Source organism: Alloalcanivorax sp. C16-2 (genome assembly GCF_046507615.1).
In the GTDB taxonomy this organism is placed as follows: Bacteria; Pseudomonadota; Gammaproteobacteria; order Pseudomonadales; family Alcanivoracaceae; genus Alloalcanivorax; species Alloalcanivorax marinus_A.
In genome coordinates, this window is sequence record NZ_JBKFTL010000001.1 from 1279209 (window position 1) to 1305853 (window position 26645).

The window sequence follows — 26645 nt, forward strand, 5'->3', positions numbered from 1 at the left end:
TAGCTCCCCGGTTCGCCACCCACCAGGAGACAACCATGATTATCTCCTCCACCCACGATTACCGCCTCGCCGCCAAACGCCGCCTGCCGCCGTTCCTGTTCCACTACATCGCCGGGGGCGCGTACGACGAGCACACCCTGGCGCACAATGTGGCGGATCTGCGCGATCTGGCGTTGCGGCAGCGGGTGTTGAAGGAAGTGGGGGAGGTGGATCTGTCGGCGCGGTTGTTCGGGGAGGCGGTGAGCCTGCCGGTGGTGTTGGCGCCGGTGGGGCTTACCGGGATGTACGCGCGGCGGGGCGAGGTGCAGGCGGCGCGGGCGGCGGCGTCGCGGGGCGTGCCGTTTACGTTGTCGTCGGTGTCGGTGTGTCCCATCGAGGAGGTGCAGCCGGCGATGACGCGGCCGATGTGGTTTCAGCTGTATGTGCTGCGCGATCGCGGGTTCATGAAGAACGCGCTGGAGCGGGCCTGGGCGGCGGGGGTGCGGACGCTGGTGTTCACGGTGGATATGCCGGTGCCGGGGGCGCGCTATCGCGATCGGCATTCGGGGATGTCCGGGCCCTTCGCGGCCTGGCGGCGCATGCTGCAGGCAGTGACGCACCCGCGCTGGGCGTGGGACGTGGGCCTGCGCGGTCAGCCGCACGATCTGGGCAATGTGTCGGCCTATCTGGGTCACCGCATCCAGCTGGAGGATTACATCGGCTGGCTGGGCGAGAACTTCGATCCGTCCATCGGCTGGCGGGATCTGGAATGGATTCGTGAGTATTGGAAGGGCTCGATGGTGCTTAAGGGCATTCTCGACCCGGAGGACGCCCGCGAGGCGGTGCGGTTCGGCGCGGACGGCATCGTGGTTTCCAACCACGGCGGGCGCCAGCTCGATGGCGTGCTGTCCTCGGCCCGGGCGCTGCCGGCCATCGCCGACGCGGTGCAGGGCGACCTAACGGTCCTGGCGGATTCCGGCGTCCGCTCCGGCCTGGACGTGGTGCGCCTGCTCGCCCTGGGCGCGGACGGCGTGCTGCTGGGTCGCGCCTTCGTCTACGCCCTGGCCGCCGCCGGCGAGCAGGGCGTGGCCCATGTGCTGGACCTGATCGCCAGTGAGATGAAGGTGGCGATGACGCTTACCGGGGCGAGGGCGGTTGGGGAGATTTCGCGGGAGAGTCTGGTGCAAGCCGGCGATTGAATTCTGGTGCCGTGGCGTCTAATCAAAAATCGAAGGCGACAAAATCGTCGCCTTCGCCAGGAACTCGATATCCCCGGCTTCCATCCCCGCCGCTGAAAACAGCTCCTTCCAGTGGGTCTCCACCACCTGCTTCATGGCTTCGACGCACTCGGCGGCTTCGTGTTCGCTCAGGCCAAACCGCTCCGCCTGGCTGAGGGCGTTGTGGAGCGTGGCCGCGCGGCCCTGGTGGCCGACGGTCATGGCCAGGTCCGCGGAGTAGCCCAGCCGGGGCTGGGGGCAGATGTCGTAGCCGGGGGTGAGGTCGAGGGCTTTGCCGTCCCAGAAGCAGGCGTGGTTGCGGGCGTGGTCGTCGGTGTTGCCGATCAGGATGTTGAAGACCATGCGCCGGAACAGCTCCCGGCCGTCCCGTTCGAAGTCCCGGGCGTATTGGCGCAGCACGTCGGCCAGTTCCAGGTAGCTGGCTTCGCCGCTGCGGACGGCGTATTCGTCCAGGTCCAGCAGGGTCATGGCGCTGAGCATGTGGCGGCGGGTCGGGTGGCCGGTCGCGTTGGTGTCGCGGTCGAAGCGGCGGACCAGCAGCACGTCCTTGCCGGAGACTTCCAGCACCCGGGTGTCCGCCACGTTCAGGCCGGCTTTGGCGGCGAGCCGCATGGCGCCGCTTTCCGCGGCGATCATGTTGAGGGTGTCCCGGCTGGAGCTGAATTTGGCGACCAGCCAGGACTTGCCGCGCCGGAACAGCACCTTGGGGCGGGCGCCGCCGATGCTGGTGCCGTGGTTCAGGGCGGCGTCCAGGTCGTCATCCAGTTCCTGGCCGCGTTCCATCCGTTCCGCCGCTTCCAGGGCGTCCGCCAGTGGGCGGATCGGCTTGGCGCGGGGCGCGTAGGCGTCCGGTCGGTCGGTGGCGTCCAGGGCGCCAATGCGGTCGGCGCCGGCGCCGAGCAGGTAATCAATCTCTCCGAGCTCGCCTTCGAGGCGGTAAGGGGCCTTGCCGGTGGGGTCGAGGGTTTTCGTGATTTCCCGCTGGATGATGCGCCGGCCCCAGGCGTCCGGCGCCGCGTCGCGCACGGCGCCGCTGAGCTCATGGTCGAGGACGTAGGGCTCACCGGTGAGCTCGCCCAGGGGGCGGCCGGGGATCGAGAGCGGGATGGCATCCGGCCGGGCCAGGTAGCTTTTGCCGTAGCGGAACACGTATTCGGCGCCGTCCCAGGCGACCACGCCGCACACCACCGGTTCCGCCTGCCCCGGTGGAAAGAGCCAGAGGTAGGCGCGATCAGAAATCATTGTCGACGTCCTGGGGTCGGAATCGGCGCCGGCTGGTGGGGCGGCGCGCGCCGGCGCGGTTCTCGGCGACCCGGTAATACCCTTTTGGGGTGGGCTGGCCCGGTTGGGGCAGGGTCGCCAGCAGGGGCAGGTCAAGCAGCCACAGGGCCGCCACCACCAGGCCGACGTCGACCTTCGGGTCGCCTTTTTCCAGGGCGCTCACGTGCCGCCGGTCCACCTTGCCCAGGCGCGCGCCCAGGTCGGTCTGGGACCAGCCGCGCGCCTTGCGGGCCTCGGCGATCAGGGCGCCGGTGTCGCGCAGGGCATCGAGAATCTGGGCCTTTTGATAAACGGGAGAATCGACTGTCCGGGGCATTTTGATCACTAAAACGTACAAAGTGGCGTTAAATGTACGGTATGGCGTTCCTTGTGATTCGTCAAGGTCGCCTTTATGCCTTGTGTACTTATTAATGTACATAAGGCGTCATTTTGTACGTTTTAGTGATCAATAAGACAAGGGCTGCCCGCGGCTCAGGTGGCCCACAGCTCCGGCGATTCCACTTCCATCCGCAGGCGGGTGTTGCTGAAGGTGCGTTTCAGCAGGCCGCCGAGGCCGGGTTTGGGAATCTCGGCCATCAGCCGCTGGACTTCGTTGAGCAGCGGGTCGGGCAGTTCGAGCCGGCCTTCGGCGGTTTCCTGGAGCAGCCAGCCGCCGTGTTCCCGAGCGGCGTCCCAGTGGCCCTGGGCGCTGAGCAGGGTCATGTGCAGCACGGAGAGATAGGGGTCGAACACCTGGGGCAGCACGCTGCTGCTGACCTTGAGGGCGGCGAGCGGGTCGGCGGCGCCGAACCAGCCTTCGTCCAGGCCCCGGGCCAGGGCGTATTTGCAGGCGGCGAAGTCGGCGGGCACGTCGATCAGCACCGCCCGGGCTTCGGCCTGTTCGCCCCGGGCCAGGTGGGCGCGGGCCAGGGGCAGGGCGCCGTAGCCGTTGCCTTCCTCGATGGCGGCGCGGCACAGGGCCAGGGCTTCCTCGGATTGCGGGTCGTCTGTCAGGCGCAGTTCGGCCAGGTTGAGCTTGCCGGTGGGGCCCCGCTCGGCGGCCAGGTGGAACCAGCGCTCCGCCGCCTTCCGGTCCTGTTGGAAGCCACGGTCGCCGAGGGCCAGGCGGCGGCCCAGAAAGTTGGCGGCATCGGTGCCTTTGGGGCTGGGGTTTTCCGCCAGCTTGGCGAATACGGCGGTGGCTTTTTCGATGTCGCCGGCCACCACCCAGGCCAGGCCCAGGTCGAACTGGTGGTCCGGTTCGTTCGGGGAGGCGTCGACGGCGGCCTGCCAGGCTTCCGCGACCTCCTGGGCGGAGACGCCGATGGCGGAGAGGATCTGTGCTTCCTGTACCAGCAGGTTGGCGCGCATACGCCCCGGCGGGCAGTGTTCCAGGCCGGCGCGGGCGTGGCCGCGGGCGGTGACCAGGTCGCCGTCGATGGCGGCGGCCCGGTTGGCGCGCCACCACCAGTATTCGGCGGTCAGTGCCTGGTGCAGTTCCGGGGCGGTGATGGCCTGCTCGGCCAGCTTCAGCACTTCGCCCATGTGCGCGAGACTGCCGCCCCAGCGGGCTTCGCTGCGGGCCAGGGCGTTGGCCCAGGCGGGCAGCCAGTTCGGGTCCGCTTCCGTCACTTCCGCCATCAGCGCCTGGTGGTCTTCCTCGGTGAGCCCCATCACCGTGGCGGCCTGGCCGATGGCGGCCAGCGCCGGCCCCGGTTGAACACCGAGCTCCAGGGCGCGGCCCAGCGGTGCCCGGGCCCGGGTCATGTACATGCCCACCTGCTCCCATTCGGCCTCGGTGAGCATGTCGGCGGTTTCCTCGCCCCGGGCGGCGAGGCCGGCATAGGTATCCGCCAGGCCACGAACCAGCCAGCTCCAGGGGTTATGGGGCTCGGCCTCGATCCAGGCCTCGATCGCCTCGCGATCGGCGCGGGTCATGGCGTACAGGCTGCCTTCCAGCTGCGCCACGGTATGCAGGGACGGCGTGTCGCGGTAGTCCCTGGCGGTGCGCTCCAGGCGTTCCGTGAGCGCGCTCCACTGGTGGTCCTCGGTGGCGGCGGTGATGGCGGCGTAGGAGCCGGGGATGTACATGTCGGTGATGGTCAGGATCGGGTGCTCGGACATGAAAAAACTCGCGGCGGGTCGGGTTAATCGCTCGGGTGGTCGTTCAAGGGTTTGAATTTTGTGGGATGGGAGCAAGAACGCAACCCGTGGTGATGCGCGGATGCACGTTGAATGAGACGTGCGTCTCAGGATGCCGCGTCGGGGACGGCGCCTCGACGTTCGCGCTGGGCGGGCGGGGCCGACGGACCCCGCCGAGGCGGTCAGCGCCGGGCGAACACTTCCTTGCCCATTAATACATCCAGGCGGTGTACATGGGCCGGGCGGGCCAGGATGGCGTTCATTCGTTGCAGGTCGCGGAAGATGTCGCCGCCGCCGCCCTCTACATGGGCCTGGCGACCGGCCCGGTCGGGAAACACTTCGAAGATGCCGAACACCCCGTGCGCGTATTGCACCGCGTACCAGGGGCCGGTGGCCGGCTCTTCGCGGACGCAGCCGAGGATGTCTTCCAGCATGCGCAGCACCTCCTGTTCCTTGCCGGGCAGGGCCTCGATATGAATGTAGAAGGCTTTGCGGCCTTCCTGGCCGTCCTCACCGGAGACTTCCACGCCCCGGTGCGGGCGGGCAAGGTCGGTGACGGCGGGTTCCGGCGTGGGGCCGGGTTGGCGTGGGGTCTTGTCGGTCATGGTTCACCTCCTTTGCTGAGGCTTCCACGGTAGCGGTGGCGCGCCGCCCGGCGGTGCCTGAAGCGCGCTATGATTTGCCTGATTGTGCCGATCAGGCTGTACCGGACTTGGCGGCTGGATAACAATGGGCCATGTCCGATGCTCTGTGCCAGGCGGTGCGCCGCTACACCCGATTGCAGGCCAATACCGCGGGGATCGCCGCCACGCCGGTGCCCGGGCTGTTTCTGGTGTCGGCCGAGCGCCCCGGCGCGCTGGAGCACGCCATCAGCAAGCCGCTGGTGTGCCTGGTGCTGCAGGGCAGCAAGCGGGTCACCATCGGCCCGCGCACCGTCACCTTCGCCGCCGGCGATGCCATGATCGTCACCGCCAATGTGCCCACCGTCAGCGGTATCCGCGAAGCCAGCGTCGCCCGCCCGTACCTGGCGGTGGCCTTGGATCTGGACCCGACGGTGATCGCCGAGCTGGCTATGACCCTGGGGGCTCACGAGGCGTCGAAAGAGCCGGTCTTTGATGACGCCGAGGTTCAGCTCCGGGACGCGGTGTGGCGGCTGGTGCGGTTGCTGGAACAGCCGCGCTCGCTGGCGGTGCTGGGCCCGTCCCTGGTCCGTGAGATCCATTACTGGCTGTTGCTGGGCCGGCAGGTGCCGGCGATTCGTCATCTTGGCCTGCCAGAGAGCCGGGTGCGTCGCATCGGGCGGGCCGTGGCCCTGCTGCGCCGGGACTACGCCCGGCCTCTGACCGTCGAGCAGCTGGCCGGCGCGGCCGGCATGAGCCGCTCCGCCTTTCACCGGCATTTTCGCGCGGCGACCTCCCTGTCACCGCTGCAATTCCAGAAGCAACTGCGCCTGATCGAGGCGCGCCGCCTGCTGATCTCGGAAGGCAAAAGCGCCAGCCGCGCCGCCTTCGAGGTGGGCTACGCGAGCGTGTCCCAGTTCACCCGGGAATACGCGCGCCTCCATGGCCGCCCGCCGGTGCGGGATCGCAACGCGGTGGCGGAGCAGGGTGAGGCCGCCTCAAACTCAAGATAATCGGGCTTCAGAGCGATTCTGGTTTCACCGCCGAGGAGCCTTCCTGCCCGGCGCTGGCCCAGGCGATAACCGCCAGGCCCAGCGCCACCAGCGAGAGCACGGCGCCGGCCCAGTTCGGCGAGGCCAGGCCAAAGCCGGCGGCGATGGTGGCGCCGCCCAGCCAGGCGCCTAGAGCGTTGCCCAGGTTGAACATGCCGATGTTCACCGAGGCGGCCATGGTGGGCGCGCCCGCCCGGTTGGCTCGGTCCATCACCAGCTTCTGGATTGGGGAGACCGTGGCGAAGCCGAAGGCGGCCATCAGGAACACGGAAGCCGATGCCAGGATGCCGTTCTCCACGCCAAGCCAGAACACCAGCAGCACCGCCGCCTGCGCCGCCAGGGTCACGAACAGGGTGCCGAACAGGGACCGGTCGGCGAACCGGCCGCCGACCCAGTTGCCCACGGCCAGGCCGAGCCCGAACAGGATCATCAGCCGTGCGACACCGCCTTCCGAGAACCCCGTTTCCTGAATCATCATCGGCGCGATGTAGGTGATGGAGGTAAAGAAGGCGGCGGGGCCGAATACGGTGATGCCCATGGACAGCAGCACCTGCGGGTCCACGAACGCGCGCAGCTCGGTCTTCAGCGCGATGGCCTTGCCCGCTTCGATGCGCGGCACCAGCAGCGCGACACTGACCACGGTGACCAGGCCGATGCCGGCGATCAGCCAGAACACCAGCCGCCAGTCGTAGACCTGGGCGAGCCAGGTGCCGGCCGGCACCCCGACCAGGTTCGCCATGGTCAGGCCCGAGAACATAAAGGCGATGGCGCTGGCCTGCCGCTCACGGGCGACCAGGGAGGCGGCGATGATGGAACCGACGCCAAAGAAGGTACCGTGGTTGAACGCGGTCAGAATACGGCCCGCCAGCGCGATCGGCAGCGTCGGCGCCAGTGCGGTGATCACGTTGCCCAGCGTGAAAATCAGCGCCAGCCCGATGAGCAGGGTTTTGCGGGGCACTTTGGCGCCGAGGACGGTCAGAATCGGGGCGCCCACGAACACCCCCAGGGCGTAGGTGGTGGCCATCAAACCGGCCGAGGGAATGTCGACGCCGAAATCCGTGGCGATTTGAGGCAGGATGCCGGCGACGACGAATTCGGTCAGGCCAATGCCGAAAGCGCCGATGGCCAGCGCGAAGAGGGCGGCGGGCATGGGAGGGTCTCCAGGTAAAGAGGTTTTCATTCGAAGATGATTCGGTTAAAAGGAGTCTATTCGAGATGAAATTCGGAGATAAACCGGAAATGCCCGTCCCAGGTAAAGAAAAAGATGCTGTTCGGCAGGTTCGCCATCATCCGGCTGATTTGGACGCGATTGACCGAAAAATATTAGGGGCGCTGGCCGAGGATGCCTCGCGCAGCTACGCGGAACTCAGCAAGATCGTGAACCTGTCCGCCCCCGCCGTGCACGATCGGGTAAAGCGGCTCAAGCGCGATGGCGTTATCAAGGGCACCGTGGCCGTGCTCGACGGCTGCAAACTGGGCCGGACCTTGCTGACGTTTCTGGTGGTCGATACCAGTAACTACAGCGCCACGCGCAAACTGCTTACCTTCGCCGACCGACCGGAAGTGGAAGAGCTGCATACCGTCGCCGGCGACGGCTGTGTGCTGGTGAAGGTACGCGCTGATGACACCGAGTCCCTGGAAAGCTTTCTGATGGAGATTCAGAGCCTGGAGGGGGTGCGGTCGGTGCGCAGCTACATCGCGCTGTCCACCTTCCTGGAGAGGGGCCCTTCCCCGGGCCCGGGCTGAGTTTATACAAAACCCAAAACGCTTTTGTTCTTCGCCTGCGCCTGATCGAACCGCACCTCCACGACCGCCCGTCGATGCGGGATCGCAACGCGGTGGCGGAGCAGGGTGAGGCCACCGCGGGCTCAAGATAATCGGGTTTGGGGCGGCTGGCAGGGCTGGAAGGCGTGCTGATGCCAGCCCCGATTTGCGTTTGCACCCGGCGATATCGCTGACAGGGATTGTCTCTCCTCGCTGACCCCTTTTTCCGTTTTTGCCCACTGTTGCCTGCCGCGCTCCAGAGCGATCCTGTGGCTTGGTCGCTAAGCGACGTTTTGGTTTGCATCCAGGCGATAAAGCTCACCTAAAGTGAGTAAATTCATCCTTTAGTAAACTAAGTTGTAGTTGGCAATGGTTTCTTTTGGCGCTATTTTGCTCACTATGAGTGAGCAAAAGATAAGTTACATAAACCGGCTCTTGTCCGGCCTGGATGACACCACCCTGGTATCCAGTCGCTGGCTGCGAGCCCACGGTTATTCCACCAGCCTGGTGGCGCGCTACGTGGCCAGCGGTTGGTTGGAGTCCCCGGCGCGTGGCGTTTACCTGCGCAAAGGCGGACGGCTGGAATGGCCGTCGGTGGTGCGTAGCCTGCAAAGTCGTGAGGGCCTGTCGCTGTATGTGGGGGGGCGCTTCGCGCTGGCCCTACAGGGGTATGAGCATTATCTGCGCTTGGGAGAGGCTCCCGTGGTGACCCTGTATGGTCCGGATCGGCCGCCGGGGTGGGTGGCGAAGTTACCGCTTGAAGCGCGTTTCGAGTTCTGCGGCGGTGCGCCTTTTGATCTGGCGTTGCCAGGTCTTACAGCTAATACGTCTGACAGAGAGTTATTGGCTCAAGGGCTGGGCCGGCTGGCCGAGCTGGACGGCATCGTTTGCTCTTCACCGGAACGGGCGATGCTGGAGCTGTGTGATCGGCCGCCGGGGGCGGCGCTGGTGTATGAGGTGGATGCCCTGATGCAGGGAATGGCGACCCTGCGGCCGGCGCGGGTGGGGCTGCTGTTGCGTCACTGTCGCAGTGTGAAAGCCAAACGGCTGTTTCTCGCTCTGGCGGAACGGCATCGGCATGCCTGGTTGGCCCATGTCTCCATGGAAGGTGTCGATCTGGGCTCCGGCAAGCGGTCGCTGGTATCAGGAGGGCGTCTGCATCCGACTTACCAGATAACGTTGCCGGGAGACCTGGATGAGCACCTGGGATAGCCGCTACAGGGATCGGGTGCAGCTGTTGGTGGACATCTTGCCTGTGCTGGCCAGGGAGCCGCGCTTCGCCTTGAAGGGCGGCACGGCGATCAACCTGTTCGAGCAGGATCTGCCCCGGTTGTCCGTGGACATTGACCTGACCTGGTTACCGGTGAACGGCTTTGCTGAAGATTCGGCGTTGATCACCGCCGCGCTGGAAACGCTGGCGGAGACATTGCGGGCCCGGCCCCTACGGCTGCGGGTGCAAGCATCGGTGAAGCAGAAGGGGCGGGGTGTGACGCGGCTGGTGGTCAGCCGGGGTCGGGCGCGCGTGCAGATCGAAACCACGCCGGTGATGCGCGGCACCGTGCATCCGACGAGGGAAATGGTGATCAGGCCGGCGGCGGAAGAAGCGTTCGGGTTCGCCTCGGCTCGGGTGCTTGATTTCGCTGATCTGTATGCCGGCAAACTGGCGGCCGCGCTATCGCGGCAACACCCTCGTGACCTGTTTGACGTTGGTTTTCTGCTGGAGGATGAGCGCGCGGATATAGCGCTCTGGCGTACTTTCCTGGTCTACCTGACCTGCAGCCCCAAGCCGGCCTGGGAGATATTGCAGCCCAGTGAACCCAGGGATTTCCACACCATATTCGACTCCCACTTTCAGGGCATGACCGCCGAGCCGGTCAGCGCGGACCAATTGCTGGACAGCCGGGCACGGTTGCTGACACGGATCGCGGGTTGGTTGGATGGGCCCTCCCGCGACTTTCTATGGTCGGTGGAGAACGAACAGCCGGATTTCGGGTTGATCGGTTTGCCCCAGGCTCGGGCGCTGCCCGGTGTGCGTCGTAAGCTTCATAATCTGGCCCGGCGCTCGAAGGAAAAGCGGGCGGCCGATAAAGAGCAGTTGGAGTGTTCTATGGCGCGGATCGCCGGACAGGCAGGCGAATAGCCGGGTTGGTCGATATCGTAGTATGGCTACGATAAGTAGGAAAAAGCTAAATATTCCGTTGGGATAGGGAGGGGGAAAACCATGGATGAATTCATCAGGCTTCTGGCGGCGGGCTTGCAAAAAGGAAACGTGCTGCTCGTCATTATTGTGCTTGTGGTGCTTTTTTTTCTGAATGCGCATAAGTTGTATCCCCTCTTTGTCGAGCGAAAAAAGAGCCGTTTGAAGAGCCTGGAAGCGGCCTTGCAGTCGGAATGGGTGCAGGGCGTGGAAAGAGAGTGCCTGAAGAAACAGGCGGAGACGGAACATTTCCATGCCGCCACCGGGATCAGGTTGGAGAAGGCGCCGCGTGAAGAATTGCTGCGGATCTACGAGCGTAGTGACGGGCGTGTGTCTTTCGTGCATTTGAAGCGCGCCATGCCTTTTGTTCACTATGAAAAGGGCGAGTTCGAGATACGGCTGGGATGGTTTGATCGATGGATGATGTGGGTTGGCATTGGCACCGGCCTGGTCTTTGTTCCGTTATCCATGGCGGTGTTGTTTTGGGGGTTTTATGCATGGCTGGCATGGGACAGCGAGCCGCTCGGTTCGTGGAAAGTCTGGGTGTTCTTGAATTTGGGCGGTTGGGCGTCGGTGTTGTCGTCCCGCTCAGCCTATTCCGCGAATCGCGTTCGCCGGGAAATACAACGCCAAGCCAGTGAAACAAACACCCCCGATGACGCAACCAACCCGCCCGCCAACCCCTAATGCGAAGACACAAACTCCGCGCCCTCATGGGCCGGCGGTAGCGCGAAGCTGTCGCGCAGGCGTTTGGCTTCCCGGGCCGGGGGCAGGCCGAACAGGCGCTTGAACTCCCGGTTGAATTGCGAGGGGCTTTCGTAGCCCACGGCCAGGCTGGCGGCGCTGGCGGTGATGCCCTGGCGCACCATCAGCAGCCGCGCCTGGTGCAGCCGGGTGGATTTCACATATTGCATGGGCGCCATGCCGGTGATGGCTTTGAAGTGGCCGTGGAAGCTGGGCACGCTCATGCCGGCGTCGCGGGCCAGTTCAGAGAGGTTGAGCGGCTGCGCGTGGCAGGCGTGGATGCGCCGCAGCGCGTCCCGGATTTGCGCGAACCGGCCTTGCAGGGTCAGCGCCGCCCGCAGGGTCTGGCCCTGGGGGCCGGTGAGCACGCGAAAGTACAGTTCCCGCACCAGGGCCGGGCCGAGCACGGCGGCTTCCAGGGGATCGTTCAGGGCTTGCAGAAAGCGGTGTAATGAGTCGGTGAGCGCCGGGTCCAGGGGGCTGGACATCATGCTTTGCGGGGCGGCGGTGGGCGCTGGGGCGCCCTGGCGGTCGATCTGGATCATCACGTCCGCCGCCACCTGAAAATCCAGATGCATGTACACCGCCAGCAGGGGCTGTTCTGGTGAGGCATCGGTTTCCATCACGAAGGGCACCGGCACGGAGACCGCCAGGTAGTGGCGGGCGTCGTAGCAATAGACCTGGTCCCGAAAATAGCCGCGCTTGCGGCCCTGCCCGACGATCACGATGCCGGGGTCGTAGAGCACCGGGGTTCGCGCCAGGGGCCGGTCCGAGCGCAGCACGCGCACGTCCGGCAGGGCGGTCAGGTTGTAACCCTCCTGGGGGGCGAGGGCGGCGAGTAGCTCCACCAGGGTGGGGCGGTGGGCGGTGGCCGGGATGCTGGAGGGATTCACGGTGGCTCGGTGACGCGGCTGAGGTATTTATAAGAATAGGCAATAAAAAGAGAAGATGGGAGCGTTTCCGGATGGCGCCCGGAGAATAGTATGCACTCTTCCGTGACGATTGGAGTGTATCGAAATGGCGGTTTCCAAAACCCTGTTGATTACCGGTGTGAGCAGCGGCTTTGGCCGGGCGCTGGCGGAACAGGCCCTGGCCGATGGCCACCGGGTGGTGGGCACCGTGCGCACTGCCGAGGCAAAGCGCGCTTTCGAGACGCTCGATGCCGACCGTGCCTTCGGGCGTCTTCTCGACGTGACCGACTTCGATACCATCGAGGGCGTGATCGCCGAGGTGGAAGAGAGCGTCGGCGAAGTCGACGTGCTGGTGAACAACGCCGGTTACGGTCAAGAAGGCGTGCTGGAGGAGTCGCCGCTGGACGCCATGCGCCGGCAGTTCGACGTTAACGTGTTCGGGGCGGTGGCCATGACCAGGGCGGTGCTGCCCTACATGCGCCGCCGCCGCCGCGGGCACATCCTCAACATCACGTCCATGGGCGGCTATATCACTATGCCCGGCATTGCCTATTACTGTGGCAGCAAGTTCGCCCTGGAAGGGATTTCCGAAGTGCTCGGCAAGGAGGTGGCGCCGTTCGGTATGTTCGTGACGGCGGTGGCACCGGGTTCCTTCCGCACCGATTGGGCCGGCCGTTCCATGGTCCGCACACCCCGGTCGATCACCGATTACGACGCCCTGTTCGATCCGATCCGCGAAGCGCGGCGGGCAAAAAGCGGCCAGCAGCTTGGCGACCCGGTGAAGGCGGCGCGCGCCATGCTGGCGGTGATCGACAGCGAGGCACCGCCGGCCCATCTGCTGCTGGGCAGTGACGCGCTGGGTCTGGTACGCGATAAGCTCACCGCGCTGGCCGTCGAGATCGATCAATGGGAGGCGCTGAGCCGGTCCACGGATGGGTAGCTCCGTGGCGGACAGGCCGCCGGTCAGTGGGCGGCGCCGTCGTCCTCGTCCGGCCGGGCGCGGCGGAGGCGTTCCTGTTCTTCCTCGAAGGCGGCTTTGATTTCGGCGAGCACGTCTTCCACGTTGGCGGCCTGGCCGGCGTCCTGGAATTCGCCGGTGAGGGGCGTGTCCGGGTGCAGCTCGCCGGCTTCGTAGAGCGCCCAGATTTCCTCGCCGTAGCGGCTGTCGAGCAGGGCCGGGGCGAATTGGCCGTAATAGCGGGTCATGTTGTGGACGTCGCGCAGCAGGAAGGCCTTGGCGTGGTTGTTGGCGGCGGCGTTGACCGCCTGGGGCAGGTCGATGATCACCGGGCCGTAGGCGTCCAGCAGCACGTTGAATTCGGACAGGTCGCCGTGGACCAGGCCGGCGCACAGCATGCGTACCACGTAGCGCATCATCTGGGCGTGGTCTTCCAGGGCCTGCTCCTCGGAGGGCACCACATCGCAGAGCCGGGGCGCCACATCGCCCTGGTCGTCGGTGATCAGCTCCATGAGCAGCACGCCTTCCAGCATGTCGTAGGGGCGCGGCACGCGCACGTCGGCGGCGGCCAGGCGACGCAGGGCGTCCACTTCGGCGGTCTGCCAGATCTTTTCCTGCTGGTCGCGGCCGAAGCGGGAGCCCTTCTCCATGGCGCGGGCGCGGCGGGTGCTGCGCACCTTGCGCCCTTCCTGGTAGTGCACCGCCTGTTTGAAGCCGCGCTTGGCGGCTTCTTTGTAGACCTTGGCGCATTGCACCTTGTCACCGCAGCGCACCACGTAGATGTCGGCTTCCTTGCCGCTCATCAGGCGGCTGATCACTTCGTCCACCAGGCCGTCGTCGACCAGGGGCTGTAGGCGTTTCGGGGTTTTCATGCCGCCCTTATACGCTATTCGCCGGGCCCCGGCATCCCTGGGCGGGCCCCTCAAACCGGATCGGTGATCTCCTCCTTTTGCTTTGCTAGCAAAAACAGCACCACCGCCGCCACGGCGCCGAAGGCGTCGCTCCACAGGCCCGGATAAATCAGCGCCAGGGCGCCGGCCAGGGCGAGCAGGCGCCAGGGTGGGCTGAGGGGCCTTCGCAGGTAGCCTTCCACGGCCACCGCCAGGAGCAGCACGCCGATCACGCTGGTGACGATGACCCAGAGGGTGTTGGCCAGGGTGGCGTCGATCATCAGCATGCTGTGGGCGAACACGAACATGTAGGGCACCAGGAAGCCGGCGATGGCGAGCTTCATGGCCTGGAAGCCGGTGGCGTTGGGCGAGCCGCCGCTGATGCCGGCGGCGGCGTAGGCGGCCAGGGCCACCGGGGGTGTCAGGTTGGCGAAGATGCCGAAGTAGAACACGAACATGTGGGCGACGAAGATCGCGGTGTCGTTGCTGCCGGCCAGTTCGCGGAACAACGGAAGGTTGAGCAGGATCGGCGCGGCCATGGTGCTGGTGATGATGTAGGTGGGGATGCTGGGCAGCCCCATGCCGAGCACGATGGAGGCGACCATGGTGAGCAGCAGGGTGACCAGCAGCTGAAGGGTCGGGAACGGGATCGAGCGGCCCAGCTGTACCACGGCGTCGGCGGCGTCCAGGGCGATGCCGGTGAGGGTGGCCACGCCCACCACGATGCCCACGGCGCCGCAGGCCAGGGCCACCGGGATCGAGTTGCGCACGCCGTTGGTCATGGCGTCGCGGCAGTCGATCAGATCGATCTTTTCCGCTTCCAGGCCGAGCCGGGCGCGCAGGGCGTTGATCACCACCGGCAGGGCAATCACCGCGAACAGGCTCCAGCGGCTCAGCGGCATGCTGGGCACGGTGTGGCCCAGGGCCAGGGCGCGCAGTTGCGGCTCGAAAATCAGCAGCGCCAGCAGCACGCTCAGGCCGATGGTGACCTTGCGGGTGCCGCAGATCAGCACGGTGGCGGCGATGGACCAGAAGGCGGCGAAGAAGGGCGCGCGGCCTTCGAACAGCAGCCACAGCAGCACCGCCATGGGCACCAGCAGGTGGCCGCGCTTGAGCAGGACTTCACGGATCGGCGTGAGTTGCGAGCGGGGAATGCCTTCCAGCCCGTTGCGCATGGCACGCAGGTGCACCTGGAACAGCACGCCCAGATAAAACAGCAGCGCCGGGATGATGCCGGCCAGAATCACCTGGGTGTAAGGCACGGACAACACCTCCGCCATGATGAAGGCGGCGGCGCCCATGATCGGCGGCAGGATCTGCCCGCCGACGCTGGCGGAGGCTTCCACGGCGCCGGCGAAGTTGGGCTTGTAGCCGGTGCGCTTCATCAACGGAATGGTGAAGGCGCCGGTGGTCACCACATTGGCGATGGCGGAGCCGTTGATGGAGCCGAGCAGGCCGCTGGCCAGCACCGCCACCTTGGCGGGGCCGCCCCGGGTGTGGCCGGCCACTGCCAGGGCCAGGTCGTTGAACAGCTGGCCCAGGCCGGATTTCACCAGAAAGGCGCCGAACAGAATAAACAGGATGATGTAGCTGGCGGACACGGCGATGGCGGTGCCGAGCAGGCCCTCGGTGATGAACACCAGGTGCGACATGATTTGCCGCCCGGTGGCCAGCAGAATGTTCTCGTTGAGCTGCGGGTAGAACGACAGCTTGGCGTAGAAGCCATAGATCAGAAACAGGGTCGCCAGCAGGGTCAGGCCCCAGCCGGTGACCCGGCGGGTGGCGTCCAGCACCATCAGGATCGCCACGGCGCCGACGATCATGTCGGTGGTGTTGATGCGTCCGCCGGAGGCGATCACCCGGTCCGCCACCACCAGCATGTAGATGCCGATACCGAAAGCCATGGCGGCCAATAACAGATCGAGCCAGGGCACCCGGTCGCGCACGCCCTTCTTGGTGATCGGGTAAAGAATAAAGGTCAGCGCCAGCAGCGTGTAAAGGTGGATGCTGCGCTGGGCCACGTCCACCAGCGGCCCGGAGAACGAGGTGTAAAGATGGAAGGCCGCCAACAATACGCACACGGTAGTGACGAACACCACCGCCCAGCGCGGCAGAGCGTCGCGGACCACGCTCTCGCGGTCGTACTTTTCCAGGGCTTCCTTGACCGCCGGATCGGTATCGTCCGGCGTCGGCCCCGATGTGGATGGCTGGCTCATGCGCCTCTCCAGAATAATCGAGCACGTTGGTGTCGCGCGGCGGTGCCACCGGTCAGCGGAACGATGATTTGTCCAAGGCCCGTGCCAAGGCGGGCAGCGCGGTTAACAGCGTCGCGTCGCGGGTGCTGAACGTCAGCACCGGCGACGTGCCGGGGGCGCTCAGCACCAGTGTCCACCGGTGATAACCCAGGCGATAGTTCTCGGCGGCGGCGGCCTGGACATTGAGCGGATCGACGGGGCGTTCAATGCCGCTCATAACCACCCAGCCGTCCTCCAGCCGGGTTTCCGTTCCCACCCGGTCGGGCACGCCGGCGCCAAAGGTCTTGAAGCGGGTTTCCACCAGCATCAGGGTACCATCCGGCTGAACCTGAAAGCGTTCCTGCCAGTCTTCCTTTTCAACCGAATGGGTCCACCGCAGTACGAAGCTGGCGCCGGTGGGGCCGGGCAGGGCGTAGCGCGTGTGGTCGCCCTCCCGTACCACCAGCCATGGCAGGGGCACCAGCGTGACCGTGGCACCCACGGCCACGATCAAGGCCGGCCACCTCCATTGGCGGAGTCCGCGCATTCCCGGCCCGGCCTTCAGTCGCCGTCGCTATTGCCTTCGCGATCTTCGTAGTAGGCCTTGGCGCCCGGGTGCAGCGGCACCACCAGGTTCTGGTCCATGCTGGCCGGGTCGATGTCCTTGAGTGCCCCCACGGATACCTTGTCGGAACCCAGATAATCGTCAAAGCGCTTGGTCAGTTCCTGGGCCACCGCCTCGTCCATGGACGCCGGCACGATCAGAATATTTCGGATCGCCACGGTGGTGACCGCGTTATCCAGCCCGTAGCGCTCGGGCTTGCCGGCGGGGATGGTGTAGGTCTCATAGTAGGGGTAGGCCTCCAGCAGTTTGTCCGACACTTCGCCTTCCACCGGCACGAAAGTCACGTCGCTGGTCTGCATCAGGCCGGTGATGCTGGAGTTGGGCACGCCGGAGGTGAAGAAAGCCGCGTCCAGGTTGCCGTTGCTCATCTCGGTGACGCTGTCCGCGTAGCCGGTGTGGCTGACCCGGGCCAGATCGTCATAGGTGAGCCCGGCGGATTCCAGTACCTTCTGGGCGCTCTGTTCCACGCCGGAGCCGACCTTGCCCACGCCGACGCGCTTGCCTTTCAGGTCCGCCACGCCCTGGATGCCGCTGTCCGCGGTGGCCACGATCTGCACCACGTTCGGGTACAGGCCGGCCAGGGTGACGATGTCCGCCTTGGCGCCCTCGAACTGGTTCTCGCCGTTGATGGCGTCATAGGCCACGTCGCTCATGACGATGGCGATCTGGTTCAGGCCGTCCTGGATGTTCTGGATGTTCTGCACCGACGCGCCGGTGGACACCACCTGCACCCGGCCGACCTGGTCGCTGGCTTCGAACACCGGCTTCAGGGCGCCACCGATGGGGTAGTAGGAGCCGGAGGTACCGCCGGTGCCGAAGATCAGATCCACTTCCTGCTGGCCGGCGTCGGCCTGGGAGGTTTCGGTGGTGGCGCTGCCGGCCATATTGTTGGTGTCCGCGTCCTTCTTGGCGGCGTCGTTGCCGTTATCACTGCAGCCGGTCAGCGCGGCGCCGGACAAGCCCAGCACGGCGGCCAGTATCAGAGTGCGAGTTAGCATGGGTCTCTCCTGATATTCGTGGTTGTTTATTCCTGTTATCGAGACTGCCCACAGCTTACGAGCGGTGATGGCCTGATACTACGCCAGGAAAGGGGCTTAAGACCAAAGTCGAACAACGCCCGCCTGGCCACCGCCCTGCCGGGGTGTCAGCGCTCCAGCCTCAACCGCGATTCAACCGCTCCACATAACCGCACAACATATCCGCCATGCCGTTCGCGTAGCGCTCGATTTCCTCCTTGCCGCGTGGCTTACCGGAGAACGACTTGCCCACGCTGGTCAGGGTGGAGGCGATCAGATCGCTGGCCAGGTCCCGCTCGGGTTCGTCCAGGTCCGGTAGCAGCTCCAGCATGAAGTCGTCGAACAGCCGGTCGGCCTCTTGGCGCGCCTCCTTGGCTTCCGGGGCATCCCGGTAGAGTGGCGCGGCGTCCGCCAGGGCCTGGCGCACCCGGGCTTCGGCGCATTCGGAAGCGATGAAGCCGTGCACCAGTTGTCGCAACCGGCTCAGCGGCGGCTCGGGTTGGGAGAGGATGTCCTCCAGCATGCGGGCGGAGTCCCGCCACTCATCCGCCTGCAGCCGGAACAGAATCGCCGCCTTGTTGGGGAAGTACTGATACAGCGAGCCCACGCTCACGCCGGCCCGTTCGGCCACCCGAGCGGTGGTGAAACGGGCGGCGCCTTCCCGCTCCAAAACCTGAACCGCCGCCTCCAGAACCGACCGCAGAAGCTGTTCCGCGCGGGCCTGTTTGGGCTCCTTTCTCGTGGAAATAGGGGGGCTGGGGCGCTCGGCCATGGGCGGTTCCTGAATGCGAATATAAAAACTGACGAATTGCTCATATATTTTTTAGCACCACTCATCAGCCCCCTTCAACAGGAGATCACAATGACTGCTTTAACCTCCGCGCCGCTGGCCAACCTGATCAGCCGCTTGTTCGCCGAGGCGGACGCCGCCACCAGCCCCGCGCTGCAATCCTTCACCGACGAAGAACGTGCCACGCTCAACAGCAGCAAGACGCAATACCGCGAACTGTATGGCCGGCTTAAGGATCTCTGGCTGCCGGTGTCGCCGGATACCGGTCGCTTGCTCTACATGCTCGCCCGCTCCTTGCAGGCCCGGCATATCGTTGAGTTCGGCATGTCGTTCGGGCTGTCCACGCTGCATCTGGGTGCCGCCTTGCGCGACGAAGGCGGTGGCCGGGTGATCTCCACGGAGTTCGAACCATCCAAGGTCCAGCGGGCCCGGGCCCATGTGAGCGAAGCGGGCCTGGAAGACCTGATCGAGATTCGTGAGGGCGACGCGCTGGAGACGTTGTCCCGGGACCTGCCGGAGCAGATCGATCTGCTGGTGCTCGACGGCGCCAAGGCGCTGTACGCGGACATCCTTGACCTGGTGGAAGCACGGCTGCGCCCCGGGGCCTGGATCGTCGCCGACGACGCGGACAAGAGCCCGGAGTACATCGAGCGCATTCATAACGACGCGGCTTATCTGTCCGTGCCGTTCGCCGAGGACATCGAACTCAGCATGAAAATGGCCTGATCCCGGGCCTGCCTTCGGCGCGGCGCCATCCTCTAATATTGCCCTCCGTTGAGCCCGTGTTCCCGGTGGTTCTGGTTGCCTCGGCCGCCGCGATGTTGTGATGGCGGGCGGACTGATCGGCGTTCCGTTATAGTCTCTGGCAAATGACAAACGCCGGCGGTTCGCCGGCACCAAAGGAGAGCAGTATGTTCAACCACGTGATGATCGGTTCCAACGATATCGAGCGGTCCAAGCGTTTCTACGACGCGGTGCTTGGGGTGTTTGGCGCCCGCGAGGCGATCCGCAATGAATCCCCGTCCGGGCATATGCGCCTGTTCTATATTCATGACGGCAGCACCTTCGCCGTGAGTCAGCCGATCAACAATGAATCGGCCACCGGCGCCAACGGCGGCACCATCGGTTTCAAGTGCGAATCACCGGAGCAGGTAAAGGAATTCCACGATGTGGCCGTGGCCCATGGTGGCAAGTCCGTGGAAGATCCGCCGGGGCTGCGCGAGAGCGCCATGGGCGCCATGCACCTGAGCTATGTGCTGGACCCGGACGGCAACAAGCTGTGCGGCATCCACCGGGTCCGGTGACGCTAAGGCGGTCATGCCCCCGGAAGGGAATGCACGGGCCGCCTGCTGACCGGTGTGAACTCTTTCCCGGATGCAAACGGTGTTTTCCTGCATGCTTTGATCGCCGCCACGGGAGGTAGGACGGTCGATAACAAGTATGCAAGGAGAAAGCGTGGCCATCATCGGCATTGATCTGGGTACCACCAATAGCGCCTGCGGGGTCTGGAAACCGCAAGGCGTTGAACTGATTCCGAATCGCCTGGGCGAAGTGCTCACCCCCTCCGTGGTCGGGCTGGACGATAGCGGAGAGATCATCGTCGGGCGCACTGCCCGGCAGCGGCTGATCCACCACAGTGACAAAACGGTGGCGGCGTTCAAACGGCTGATGGGTACCGGGCACCGGGTTGCGTTGGGAACCCAGCTTTTCAGCGCCACCGAGCTGTCTTCACTGGTCCTGCGCTCGCTTAAGGAGGACGCGGAGGCCCACCTCGGCGGCCATGGCCTATGGCCTGCACCAGAACCAGGAGGGGCTGTTCCTGATCCTGGATTTGGGGGGCGGCACCTTTGATGTTTCCTTGCTGGAGTTTTTTGAAGGCGTGATGGAAGTCCATGCCAGCGCCGGCGACAACTTTCTCGGTGGCGAGGATTTCGTCGAGGCGATGATCAATGACCTGCTGGTATCGCGGGATATCTCCCGCGACGGCTTGCCCGCGTCCGTGCTGCAGAACCTTTACCTGAAGATGGAAGGCGCCAAACGCAAGCTGGGTACGCCACAAACCCTGACGCTGGACCTGAATGGCCAGTCGTTTACCCATGAGGTGACACCGGAATGGTTCGCCCGGATCGCCACGCCCTTGCTCCTGCGGGCCAGGCATCCCATTGAGCGCACGCTGCGGGACGCGGATCTGCACCCGGGCAAGGTGGATGAAGTGGTGTTGGTGGGCGGCTCCACCCGCTTGGCGTCGTTCCGCTCCATGGTGGGGAAAATGTTTGGCCGTTTGCCTTCCTGCCACCTGGACCCGGACACCGTGGTCGCGCTGGGAGCCACCATCCAGGCCGGGTTGCTTGCCCGTGGCGAGGGATTGGATGATGTGGTATTGACCGATGTCTGCCCTTACACCCTGGGCACCGGCATTATCAATGAAGATAACCCCTCCCTGGGTGACTACTTTCTACCGATTATCGAGCGCAATAGCGTGGTGCCGATCAGCGTGGAGCGCCGTTTGTCCACCGCCAGTGACGGACAAACCCGGATCACCGTGAAGGTGTATCAGGGGGAAAACCGGCTGGTGGAAAAGAATGTCCAGTTGGGTGAGATGGAGGTCCAGGTTCCCAAGGGAGCCCGTGGTCAGGAAAGTGTCACGGTTCGCTACAGCTATGATATGAACGGCTTGCTGGAAGTGGATGTGACCGTCACTTCGACCGGAAAGACCTACCACAAGCTGATCGAGCACAGCCCTGGCGGTCTCAGCGAAGAAGAGAAGGCGCATTCCCGGGAACGCCTGGCGTCGTTGAAGTTTCACCCCCGTGACGGTGAGGAGAATCGTGCCTTGCTGGCCCGTGCGGATCGGCTTTTTGAATCCAATCTCGGAGAGCGGCGGGAACGCATCGCCGATTTGATGGGCGACTTCGAGCAGGTGTTGGATCGGCAAAACCCCCTGGATATCGCCCGTGCCCAAAAGACATTCCGGGAGGCGCTCGACTTTCTGGAACGCCAAGACAGCGCGCCACCGGATGAGCCGCTTCTGCATTACCTGAACCAGCTTTTCGACTGGCAGGGAGATCGCGGGGCGCTGTCCGGGCGGCTGGGCCGTGAGAGATTGGACCTGCTGTTGGCTCCGCTGGACAGCACGCCAAGCGATGATTCCGACCTGATCCGTGGGTTGCGTGGCGGGGAGAAGGTGGTGCGGGAGGTGCGCCGCGAGGAGACCGGCGAAACGCCTTCCGCGGAACCCGAAGAGCTCTATTTCACCGTCATGGGTCTGCGACTGACGGCAATGATTCTGGATTGGATTCTGATTGGCTCGCTGGTCGCCATGCCGGCCTGGATCGTGGTTGTCATCAACAGCAGCATCAATGATACCGATCAGAATACCTTTCAGTGGGTCTTAAGCATCTTCCTCGGCTTGGTTATCCCAATCTATCTGGTGATGGCGGTGGTCATGGAGGGCGGCGGCCGCTGGCAGGCTACGCCAGGCAAACGCATGTTGGGTTTGAAGGTCACGGACCGTAACTTTCAGCCGCTGTCCTTTGGTCATAATCTGTGGCGTGTGGTGTGCTTCGTTTTAATCCACTCCTTTGCGGCGCACTTTGTCGTGGTGATCAATATCTTCCTGCGTGGCAATCTGGTACATGATCGAATAAGCCGGAGCTATTTGATCAATCAGGCCCGTAGTGAGCGGGAGTACAAGGAACGTCAGGGGCGATAGTATTCCTCGCTCGGGCGTGGTTGGTAAGAGACATTAACTGGTTTGGAAATTCTTATATGGAAATAGTGCGGCGAGCCTCCTTCGGGCTGTTGTGGGTGATGGTTTTTCTGATCGGGTGTGCGGAGAGAACCTCGGAAGAGAAACTTCAGGCGCTGGAGGAAAAACAGAAGGAGTACCAGGCACGTATCGACGGCATCAGCGATGAAGAGGCGCGGCGCACACTGACTCATCTGAACGACATGGTCTTCTGGGTCGAGCGCTCGGAGCTGGAGCAAAAAGTGCCCCCCGAGCAAGTGCAATACGAGCCATCGGCGTTCACGATCCTGGACGACTATGAGAATCCACGGGACATGGCGGAACAATGGGCCGCCGGCCTGCTGCTGGTCAGTGACCTGCGTTATCGCCCGGCGGAAACCCGCGTGCTGCCACCTTTTGAATATCCCTTCGAGAGCCGACTGGAATGGCAATCGGTAACGTTGAAAGACGGAACGGCGTTGTCGGTGGTGGAGCGTGACCCTTTCGCCGACCAGACGGGTCTGGCCCCGATGGTACTGTGGAACAGCGACTTTGAGCGCTTGGAAACGCAGCTGGAACCACATCGTAACCTGCCGATCGGGCAGGTTCCCCCGAAGCCCGCACCAGTGGTTCGGGCGCGGGGAAAGCTCACGCTCAAAATGCCTGAGGCGCTGCCGACGCTGGCGTTCACCGCCGCCGAGGTGGGTGAGACAAAGGCGGTGGCGGACTGGCGCTTTACCCTCAAGGAGATTGACGGGCATCAAGCGCGGCTGATCGTCGGTTTGCCGAAGGACTTTGATCAGGAAAGCGTTGACGCGGTGCTGGATTCGATGGTGGCGGAAGCCAGTGACGAGAGCGGCCGCTTCCTGTCGCGCAGCGGTAGTTCCCAGGGGCCGGAGGGCAGCGAAGGCAGCATGCTGGAGGTGCTCGAAACGCTGATCGAGGCGGCCGAGGCCGGCGAGCTGGGTGACGAAGACATGCTGGAGCGCGTGGTTCGGGAACAGCGTAATCTGCTCGATGAGGATCATCCGGAACTTTACTACGAGGTCGCGTTCCGCGGCACGCCGAGTCGCATCCAGTTGCGCATACCCGGTCTGGCCAAGGAAAGTGTGCTCACCGTGCCTCTGGATATGGCGCCGGTGCAGTTCGAGGTGCCGGATAATCTCAATGAGCCGAAGCCGTTTGGCGTGACGGCCCGGGTTTACGATCATGATGCCTCCGACTGGTTGCTGAACCAGCCTCTGGAAGCCAGGCCGGATGAGCTGGCGTCGTTGATCACGCCCACATTCGTGGCGGGCGAGGATATCGGCACGCCCGGTTTCGAGGTGACCGACAAGGTTTACTTCCATTTTCCCGACCGGATGAGTAATCGTCTGGTTTCCACCTTCGAACGCTTTGATGAAGTGAATGCTCTGGCGCTCCTGGATGAGAGTGGGAAGGTGCTCTATGAGTATGATCCGGATGATCGCGATGCGCCCTTGAAGTTCACGGTTGATCGCGTTGAGTATCAGCCTGGCCGATTCGATGGTCCGCCAGCCACACTACGCGGCGAAATCGATATCACCCTGTATACCAATATCAATGTGAGCGACTATTCGATCGACGCCTTGCCGGAGGGTTATGAGATGCATGGGCCGGTGTTGTTCGGTCCGGCGGCGGCGGACAATCAGGTTCCGGACCTGGTGCTGGCGTATGATGCGCAAGAGAACTATCTGAAAAAAATCACCACCGTGCGTCATGGATTCGACGAAGGCTGGTCCCGTCGCGCCTACCACTTTTACGGCACGCCCGCGGGTTTCGTGTTTGTTTCACGCGGAACGGGCCAGAAAGTGCCTTATGCGTTCCAGGTCTCTCTTCAGGAGTAAGTGTCTCGTGGTTGGCGAGCCCGCGCGTGGATTACGCCGGGCGCCACCACGGCGTGCCGGACGCCGGTGCGTGCAGGTCGAGCCGCTCGCCCATCATCGGCGTGGTGATCGACACCCCGTGCTCGGCGGCGAGCGCGGTGATCCGCTCGAACGGCTGGTGCCAGGGGTGCAGGGCGAGGTTGAAGGTGCCGTTGTGGATCGGCAGCATCCAGCGGCCGCGCAGGTCCAGGTGCGCCTGCAGGGATTGCTCGGGCAGCATATGCACGTAGGTCCAGCGCTCGTTGTAGGCGCCGGTTTCCACCAGGGCCAGGTCGAACGGGCCGTAAGCGTCACCAATCGCCTTGAAGCCATCGAAATAGCCACTGTCGCCGCTGAAGAACACCCGCAGCTCGGCGGCCTCGATCACCCAGGATGCCCACAGGCTCTGATTACCGTCGCGCAGGCCGCGCCCTGAGAAGTGCTGGGCGGGCGTGGCGGTGAGGCGCAGGCCCTCGATCTCGGTGGATTGCCACCAGTCCAGTTGCTCCACCTTCGCCGCCTCCACGCCCCAGCGGACCAATTGATCACCGACGCCCAGCGGTGCCACGAAATACTCGACTTTCTCCGCCAAGCGGCGGATCGCGGTCCGGTCCAGATGATCATAGTGGTCGTGTGACAGAATCACGCCGGTGATGGGCGGCAACTCCTCAATGCGGATTGGCGGCTCATGGAAGCGTGCCGGACCGGCCCATTGCACCGGTGAGGCACGCTTGCTGAATACCGGGTCGGTGAGCCAGTAGCGGTGGTTCAGCTTTAGCAGCACGGTGGAATGGCCGAGCCGGTAGAGGCTGCCCTCGGGCGCCGCTTCCAGTTGTGCCCGTGTCAGGGGAAGGACGGGAAGCGCCCGGTCCGGCACCGTGTCGGCGGGTTTGTCGAACAGTACCGTCCAGATCAGCTTCAAGGTGCCGCGCCAGCCTGAGGACGGCGGGCGCGCCGCCTTATTGCGAAAGCGGCCCTCCCGGTGCTGCGGTGATTCCGGGAAGCCGGTGCTGTTCCGGCGGTCGCGGCGGGGGCGGCAACGGTGCACCGCGCGACGCGGGCGGGCGGAGGAGGCGGTCATGGGCGGGCTTCCTGGTGACGGAATGGCAAAAGGTAGACTGGGCAGTGTAGGTTTGCCTTTTGAAAAAGTAAACCGGAGAGTGTAAAGTTTTCGTCGCCTCATCGATTGCCCAGGTCCTGCCCATGTCCTCATCCCCGCAACGCCTCACCGACCGAAAGCGCGCGGCCATTTTGCGCGCGGCGGCGGCGGAATTCCGCCAGGCCGGTTTCGAGGCCACCAGCATGGATCGCATTGCCGCCGCCGCCGGTGTTTCCAAGCGCACGGTCTACAATCATTTTCCCGGTAAGGAAGCGTTGTTCGCCCGGATTCTTGAACAGCTTTGGGAGAGCAGCGTGGGCGGCGTGGCGCTGGTTTACCGCGCGGACCAGCCTCTGGCCCCGCAATTGAAACAATTGCTGCTGCAAAAGCTCCTGCTTCTCAGCGACCCGAATTTCATTGACCTGGCCCGCGTGGCCATGGCCGAGATCATCCACGCGCCGGAGCGGGCCCGGGAGATCGTCGGCCGTATGGACGAAAAGCAAGGCGGGCTGGTGCGGTGGATTCGCGCCGCTATCGCTGATGGGCGCCTGCAGGGTGTGGATGAGGATTTTGCCGGCCAGCAATTGCAGGGGCTGGTGAAGAGCTTCGCGCTCTGGCCGCAGATCATGATGGGGCAGGCGCCGCTCGGTGAAGCCGAACGCGAGCGCGTGGCGGAGTCCGCGGTGGCAATGTTTTTGGGGCACTACGGTCGCGGCGATTGATCATTGCCCGGTCCGAGGCGCTGCCGTTCCGGGCGGGTCGGGCGGGTACGATCTTCCGTTGCTTTTCACGAGGGAGTTACTCCATGGATCAGGACCAGATCAAAGCCCTGTTCGATCAACAGGCTGAAGGTTACGACACTCAGTGGGTGAAGACCGCGCCGATCCGTGAGTGCCTGCATTTTCTGCTGGATTCCCTGTTCACGGATTTGCCGGACGACGCGCGAATTCTGTGCGTGGGCGCGGGCACCGGGGCGGAGATCGCCCATCTGGCGTCTCGGCACCCCGGCTGGCATTTCGTGGCGGTGGAGCCTTCCGGAGCCATGCTTGAAGAGTGTCGGCACAAGGCGGAGCGGGGAGGCTTCGCGGACCGTTGCACCTTTCATGAAGGTTATGTGGAGTCATTGCCCGCCGACCAGCGGCACCACGCGGCCACCTGTTTTCTGGTTTCCCAGTTCATTCTCGACGAGGCCGAACGCATCCGCTTCTTCGCGGAGATCGCCCGGCGTTTGCAGCCGGGCGGGTTGCTGGCCAGTTCCGATCTGGCGTCGGACGTTGCGTCGCCGGAATATGCGGTGCTGCTACGGGCCTGGATGAGCATGATGTCGACGGCGGCGGTGTCGCCGGAGATGCTCGAGCGCATGCGCCACGCCTACGCCAACGATGTGGGCGTGCTGCCGCCGGAGAAGATCGCCGCCTTGATCGCCGCCGGCGGCTTCTCGTTACCGGTGCGTTTTTTCCAGGCCGGCTTGATCCACGCCTGGTGTTCCCGGCGCGATTGAACCGGCCCGCTGTCT

Annotated in this window: 26 protein-coding genes; 14 read left to right on the plus strand and 12 right to left on the minus strand. The window is 64.5% G+C overall.

From position 1 onward, the window contains the following. Positions 1-35: 35 nt before the first annotated feature. The gene (gene lldD / locus ACLD02_RS06090) at positions 36-1178 is read left to right on the plus strand and encodes an FMN-dependent L-lactate dehydrogenase LldD (RefSeq protein ID WP_410298186.1); all 1143 of its coding nucleotides are present in this window, start codon (positions 36-38) and stop codon (positions 1176-1178) included. A gap of 18 nt (positions 1179-1196) precedes the next feature. Here the strand turns inward: lldD and ACLD02_RS06095 are convergent, their stop codons facing one another. From ACLD02_RS06095 to ACLD02_RS06110, 4 genes are all read right to left on the minus strand, one after another. Beyond that, positions 1197-2459: a type II toxin-antitoxin system HipA family toxin gene (locus tag ACLD02_RS06095; RefSeq protein ID WP_410298187.1), complete on the minus strand. Its 1263-nt coding sequence runs from the start codon at positions 2457-2459 to the stop codon at positions 1197-1199. Then, the gene (locus ACLD02_RS06100; RefSeq protein ID WP_203104893.1) at positions 2449-2814 is read right to left on the minus strand and encodes a multiprotein-bridging factor 1 family protein; all 366 of its coding nucleotides are present in this window, start codon (positions 2812-2814) and stop codon (positions 2449-2451) included. The genes ACLD02_RS06095 and ACLD02_RS06100 overlap by 11 nt, the downstream gene beginning before the upstream one ends. Before the next feature lie 155 nt (positions 2815-2969). Next, on the minus strand, positions 2970-4601 hold the full coding sequence (locus tag ACLD02_RS06105; protein ID WP_410298188.1) for a hypothetical protein: 1632 nt from the start codon (positions 4599-4601) through the stop codon (positions 2970-2972). Between the two features lie 200 nt (positions 4602-4801). Next, the gene (locus ACLD02_RS06110; RefSeq protein ID WP_410298189.1) at positions 4802-5224 is read right to left on the minus strand and encodes a putative quinol monooxygenase; all 423 of its coding nucleotides are present in this window, start codon (positions 5222-5224) and stop codon (positions 4802-4804) included. 131 nt (positions 5225-5355) lie between these two features. Between ACLD02_RS06110 and ACLD02_RS06115 the strand changes: the two genes are divergently transcribed. Next, positions 5356-6252 (plus strand): AraC family transcriptional regulator N-terminal domain-containing protein, encoded by an 897-nt coding sequence (locus tag ACLD02_RS06115; protein WP_410298190.1) that lies wholly within the window; start codon positions 5356-5358, stop codon positions 6250-6252. Positions 6253-6259: 7 nt separating this feature from the next. Here the strand turns inward: ACLD02_RS06115 and ACLD02_RS06120 are convergent, their stop codons facing one another. Next, the gene (locus ACLD02_RS06120) at positions 6260-7441 is read right to left on the minus strand and encodes an MFS transporter (RefSeq protein ID WP_410298191.1); all 1182 of its coding nucleotides are present in this window, start codon (positions 7439-7441) and stop codon (positions 6260-6262) included. Positions 7442-7590: 149 nt separating this feature from the next. Between ACLD02_RS06120 and ACLD02_RS06125 the strand changes: the two genes are divergently transcribed. The 4 genes from ACLD02_RS06125 (at position 7591) to ACLD02_RS06140 (ending at position 10939) form a co-directional block, all read left to right on the plus strand. Next, positions 7591-8037, plus strand: coding sequence for an Lrp/AsnC family transcriptional regulator (locus ACLD02_RS06125; RefSeq protein WP_238401054.1), 447 nt, complete (start codon positions 7591-7593; stop codon positions 8035-8037). A gap of 417 nt (positions 8038-8454) precedes the next feature. Next, positions 8455-9267 carry a type IV toxin-antitoxin system AbiEi family antitoxin domain-containing protein gene (locus ACLD02_RS06130; protein ID WP_410298192.1) on the plus strand — a complete coding sequence of 271 codons (813 nt, stop codon included), beginning with the start codon at positions 8455-8457 and terminating at the stop codon, positions 9265-9267. Continuing rightward, positions 9251-10195 (plus strand): nucleotidyl transferase AbiEii/AbiGii toxin family protein, encoded by a 945-nt coding sequence (locus ACLD02_RS06135; protein ID WP_410298193.1) that lies wholly within the window; start codon positions 9251-9253, stop codon positions 10193-10195. Before ACLD02_RS06130 ends, ACLD02_RS06135 begins: the two co-directional genes overlap by 17 nt. A gap of 81 nt (positions 10196-10276) precedes the next feature. Next, positions 10277-10939, plus strand: a complete 663-nt coding sequence (locus ACLD02_RS06140) for a hypothetical protein (protein ID WP_410298194.1) — start codon at positions 10277-10279, stop codon at positions 10937-10939. Here the strand turns inward: ACLD02_RS06140 and ACLD02_RS06145 are convergent. Continuing rightward, positions 10936-11889, minus strand: coding sequence for an AraC family transcriptional regulator N-terminal domain-containing protein (locus tag ACLD02_RS06145; RefSeq protein ID WP_410298195.1), 954 nt, complete (start codon positions 11887-11889; stop codon positions 10936-10938). The two genes, ACLD02_RS06140 and ACLD02_RS06145, sit on opposite strands and share 4 nt — an antisense overlap. A 124-nt stretch (positions 11890-12013) precedes the next feature. Between ACLD02_RS06145 and ACLD02_RS06150 the strand changes: the two genes are divergently transcribed. Continuing rightward, positions 12014-12847, plus strand: coding sequence for an oxidoreductase (locus tag ACLD02_RS06150; protein WP_410298196.1), 834 nt, complete (start codon positions 12014-12016; stop codon positions 12845-12847). A gap of 23 nt (positions 12848-12870) precedes the next feature. Here ACLD02_RS06150 and ACLD02_RS06155 read toward each other — a convergent pair whose 3' ends face one another. The 5 genes from ACLD02_RS06155 to ACLD02_RS06175 form a co-directional block, all read right to left on the minus strand. Next, positions 12871-13737: a PA4780 family RIO1-like protein kinase gene (locus ACLD02_RS06155; RefSeq protein WP_410298197.1), complete on the minus strand. Its 867-nt coding sequence runs from the start codon at positions 13735-13737 to the stop codon at positions 12871-12873. A 50-nt stretch (positions 13738-13787) separates the two neighbouring features. Beyond that, the gene (locus ACLD02_RS06160) at positions 13788-15971 is read right to left on the minus strand and encodes a TRAP transporter permease (RefSeq protein WP_410298198.1); all 2184 of its coding nucleotides are present in this window, start codon (positions 15969-15971) and stop codon (positions 13788-13790) included. A gap of 52 nt (positions 15972-16023) precedes the next feature. Continuing rightward, the gene (locus ACLD02_RS06165; protein WP_410298633.1) at positions 16024-16497 is read right to left on the minus strand and encodes a DUF1850 domain-containing protein; all 474 of its coding nucleotides are present in this window, start codon (positions 16495-16497) and stop codon (positions 16024-16026) included. Positions 16498-16550: 53 nt separating this feature from the next. Beyond that, positions 16551-17612, minus strand: coding sequence for a TAXI family TRAP transporter solute-binding subunit (locus tag ACLD02_RS06170; protein WP_410298199.1), 1062 nt, complete (start codon positions 17610-17612; stop codon positions 16551-16553). 160 nt (positions 17613-17772) lie between these two features. Next, on the minus strand, positions 17773-18402 hold the full coding sequence (locus ACLD02_RS06175) for a TetR family transcriptional regulator (RefSeq protein WP_410298200.1): 630 nt from the start codon (positions 18400-18402) through the stop codon (positions 17773-17775). Between the two features lie 90 nt (positions 18403-18492). On the opposite strand from ACLD02_RS06175, the gene ACLD02_RS06180 reads away from it, so the two are divergent. The 5 genes from ACLD02_RS06180 (at position 18493) to ACLD02_RS06200 (ending at position 24012) form a co-directional block, all read left to right on the plus strand. After that, the gene (locus tag ACLD02_RS06180; RefSeq protein ID WP_410298201.1) at positions 18493-19146 is read left to right on the plus strand and encodes an O-methyltransferase; all 654 of its coding nucleotides are present in this window, start codon (positions 18493-18495) and stop codon (positions 19144-19146) included. A 185-nt stretch (positions 19147-19331) separates the two neighbouring features. Beyond that, entirely contained in the window at positions 19332-19724 is a 393-nt protein-coding gene (locus tag ACLD02_RS06185; protein ID WP_203104876.1) for a VOC family protein, read from the plus strand. Between the two features lie 151 nt (positions 19725-19875). Then, positions 19876-20271, plus strand: a complete 396-nt coding sequence (locus tag ACLD02_RS06190) for an Hsp70 family protein (protein ID WP_410298202.1) — start codon at positions 19876-19878, stop codon at positions 20269-20271. Continuing rightward, positions 20201-22132: an Hsp70 family protein gene (locus tag ACLD02_RS06195; protein WP_410298203.1), complete on the plus strand. Its 1932-nt coding sequence runs from the start codon at positions 20201-20203 to the stop codon at positions 22130-22132. The genes ACLD02_RS06190 and ACLD02_RS06195 overlap by 71 nt, the downstream gene beginning before the upstream one ends. A 56-nt stretch (positions 22133-22188) precedes the next feature. Then, positions 22189-24012, plus strand: coding sequence for a hypothetical protein (locus ACLD02_RS06200; RefSeq protein WP_410298204.1), 1824 nt, complete (start codon positions 22189-22191; stop codon positions 24010-24012). A 31-nt stretch (positions 24013-24043) separates the two neighbouring features. Here the strand turns inward: ACLD02_RS06200 and ACLD02_RS06205 are convergent, their stop codons facing one another. Continuing rightward, positions 24044-25111, minus strand: a complete 1068-nt coding sequence (locus tag ACLD02_RS06205) for an MBL fold metallo-hydrolase (RefSeq protein WP_410298205.1) — start codon at positions 25109-25111, stop codon at positions 24044-24046. Positions 25112-25233: 122 nt separating this feature from the next. On the opposite strand from ACLD02_RS06205, the gene ACLD02_RS06210 reads away from it, so the two are divergent. Continuing rightward, positions 25234-25851 (plus strand): TetR/AcrR family transcriptional regulator, encoded by a 618-nt coding sequence (locus ACLD02_RS06210; RefSeq protein ID WP_410298206.1) that lies wholly within the window; start codon positions 25234-25236, stop codon positions 25849-25851. Positions 25852-25934: 83 nt separating this feature from the next. Then, positions 25935-26630, plus strand: a complete 696-nt coding sequence (locus ACLD02_RS06215) for a class I SAM-dependent methyltransferase (RefSeq protein WP_410298207.1) — start codon at positions 25935-25937, stop codon at positions 26628-26630. Positions 26631-26645: the final 15 nt, after the last annotated feature.

Bases quoted from the DNA above. Each gene is read 5' to 3' on its own strand.
- ACLD02_RS06170 (WP_410298199.1), bottom strand. From the start codon at position 17,612: ATGCTAACTCGCACTCTGATACTGGCCGCCGTGCTGGGCTTGTCCGGC.
- lldD (WP_410298186.1), top strand. From the start codon at position 36: ATGATTATCTCCTCCACCCACGATTACCGCCTCGCCGCCAAACGCCGC.
- ACLD02_RS06100 (WP_203104893.1), bottom strand. From the start codon at position 2,814: ATGCCCCGGACAGTCGATTCTCCCGTTTATCAAAAGGCCCAGATTCTC.
- ACLD02_RS06195 (WP_410298203.1), top strand. From the start codon at position 20,201: ATGGCCTATGGCCTGCACCAGAACCAGGAGGGGCTGTTCCTGATCCTG.
- ACLD02_RS06095 (WP_410298187.1), bottom strand. From the start codon at position 2,459: ATGATTTCTGATCGCGCCTACCTCTGGCTCTTTCCACCGGGGCAGGCG.
- ACLD02_RS06200 (WP_410298204.1), top strand. From the start codon at position 22,189: ATGGAAATAGTGCGGCGAGCCTCCTTCGGGCTGTTGTGGGTGATGGTT.
- ACLD02_RS06135 (WP_410298193.1), top strand. From the start codon at position 9,251: ATGAGCACCTGGGATAGCCGCTACAGGGATCGGGTGCAGCTGTTGGTG.
- ACLD02_RS06120 (WP_410298191.1), bottom strand. From the start codon at position 7,441: ATGCCCGCCGCCCTCTTCGCGCTGGCCATCGGCGCTTTCGGCATTGGC.
- ACLD02_RS06155 (WP_410298197.1), bottom strand. From the start codon at position 13,737: ATGAAAACCCCGAAACGCCTACAGCCCCTGGTCGACGACGGCCTGGTG.
- ACLD02_RS06210 (WP_410298206.1), top strand. From the start codon at position 25,234: ATGTCCTCATCCCCGCAACGCCTCACCGACCGAAAGCGCGCGGCCATT.
- ACLD02_RS06205 (WP_410298205.1), bottom strand. From the start codon at position 25,111: ATGACCGCCTCCTCCGCCCGCCCGCGTCGCGCGGTGCACCGTTGCCGC.
- ACLD02_RS06130 (WP_410298192.1), top strand. From the start codon at position 8,455: ATGAGTGAGCAAAAGATAAGTTACATAAACCGGCTCTTGTCCGGCCTG.
- ACLD02_RS06160 (WP_410298198.1), bottom strand. From the start codon at position 15,971: ATGAGCCAGCCATCCACATCGGGGCCGACGCCGGACGATACCGATCCG.
- ACLD02_RS06110 (WP_410298189.1), bottom strand. From the start codon at position 5,224: ATGACCGACAAGACCCCACGCCAACCCGGCCCCACGCCGGAACCCGCC.
- ACLD02_RS06105 (WP_410298188.1), bottom strand. From the start codon at position 4,601: ATGTCCGAGCACCCGATCCTGACCATCACCGACATGTACATCCCCGGC.
- ACLD02_RS06180 (WP_410298201.1), top strand. From the start codon at position 18,493: ATGACTGCTTTAACCTCCGCGCCGCTGGCCAACCTGATCAGCCGCTTG.
- ACLD02_RS06115 (WP_410298190.1), top strand. From the start codon at position 5,356: ATGTCCGATGCTCTGTGCCAGGCGGTGCGCCGCTACACCCGATTGCAG.
- ACLD02_RS06150 (WP_410298196.1), top strand. From the start codon at position 12,014: ATGGCGGTTTCCAAAACCCTGTTGATTACCGGTGTGAGCAGCGGCTTT.
- ACLD02_RS06140 (WP_410298194.1), top strand. From the start codon at position 10,277: ATGGATGAATTCATCAGGCTTCTGGCGGCGGGCTTGCAAAAAGGAAAC.
- ACLD02_RS06215 (WP_410298207.1), top strand. From the start codon at position 25,935: ATGGATCAGGACCAGATCAAAGCCCTGTTCGATCAACAGGCTGAAGGT.
- ACLD02_RS06185 (WP_203104876.1), top strand. From the start codon at position 19,332: ATGTTCAACCACGTGATGATCGGTTCCAACGATATCGAGCGGTCCAAG.
- ACLD02_RS06175 (WP_410298200.1), bottom strand. From the start codon at position 18,402: ATGGCCGAGCGCCCCAGCCCCCCTATTTCCACGAGAAAGGAGCCCAAA.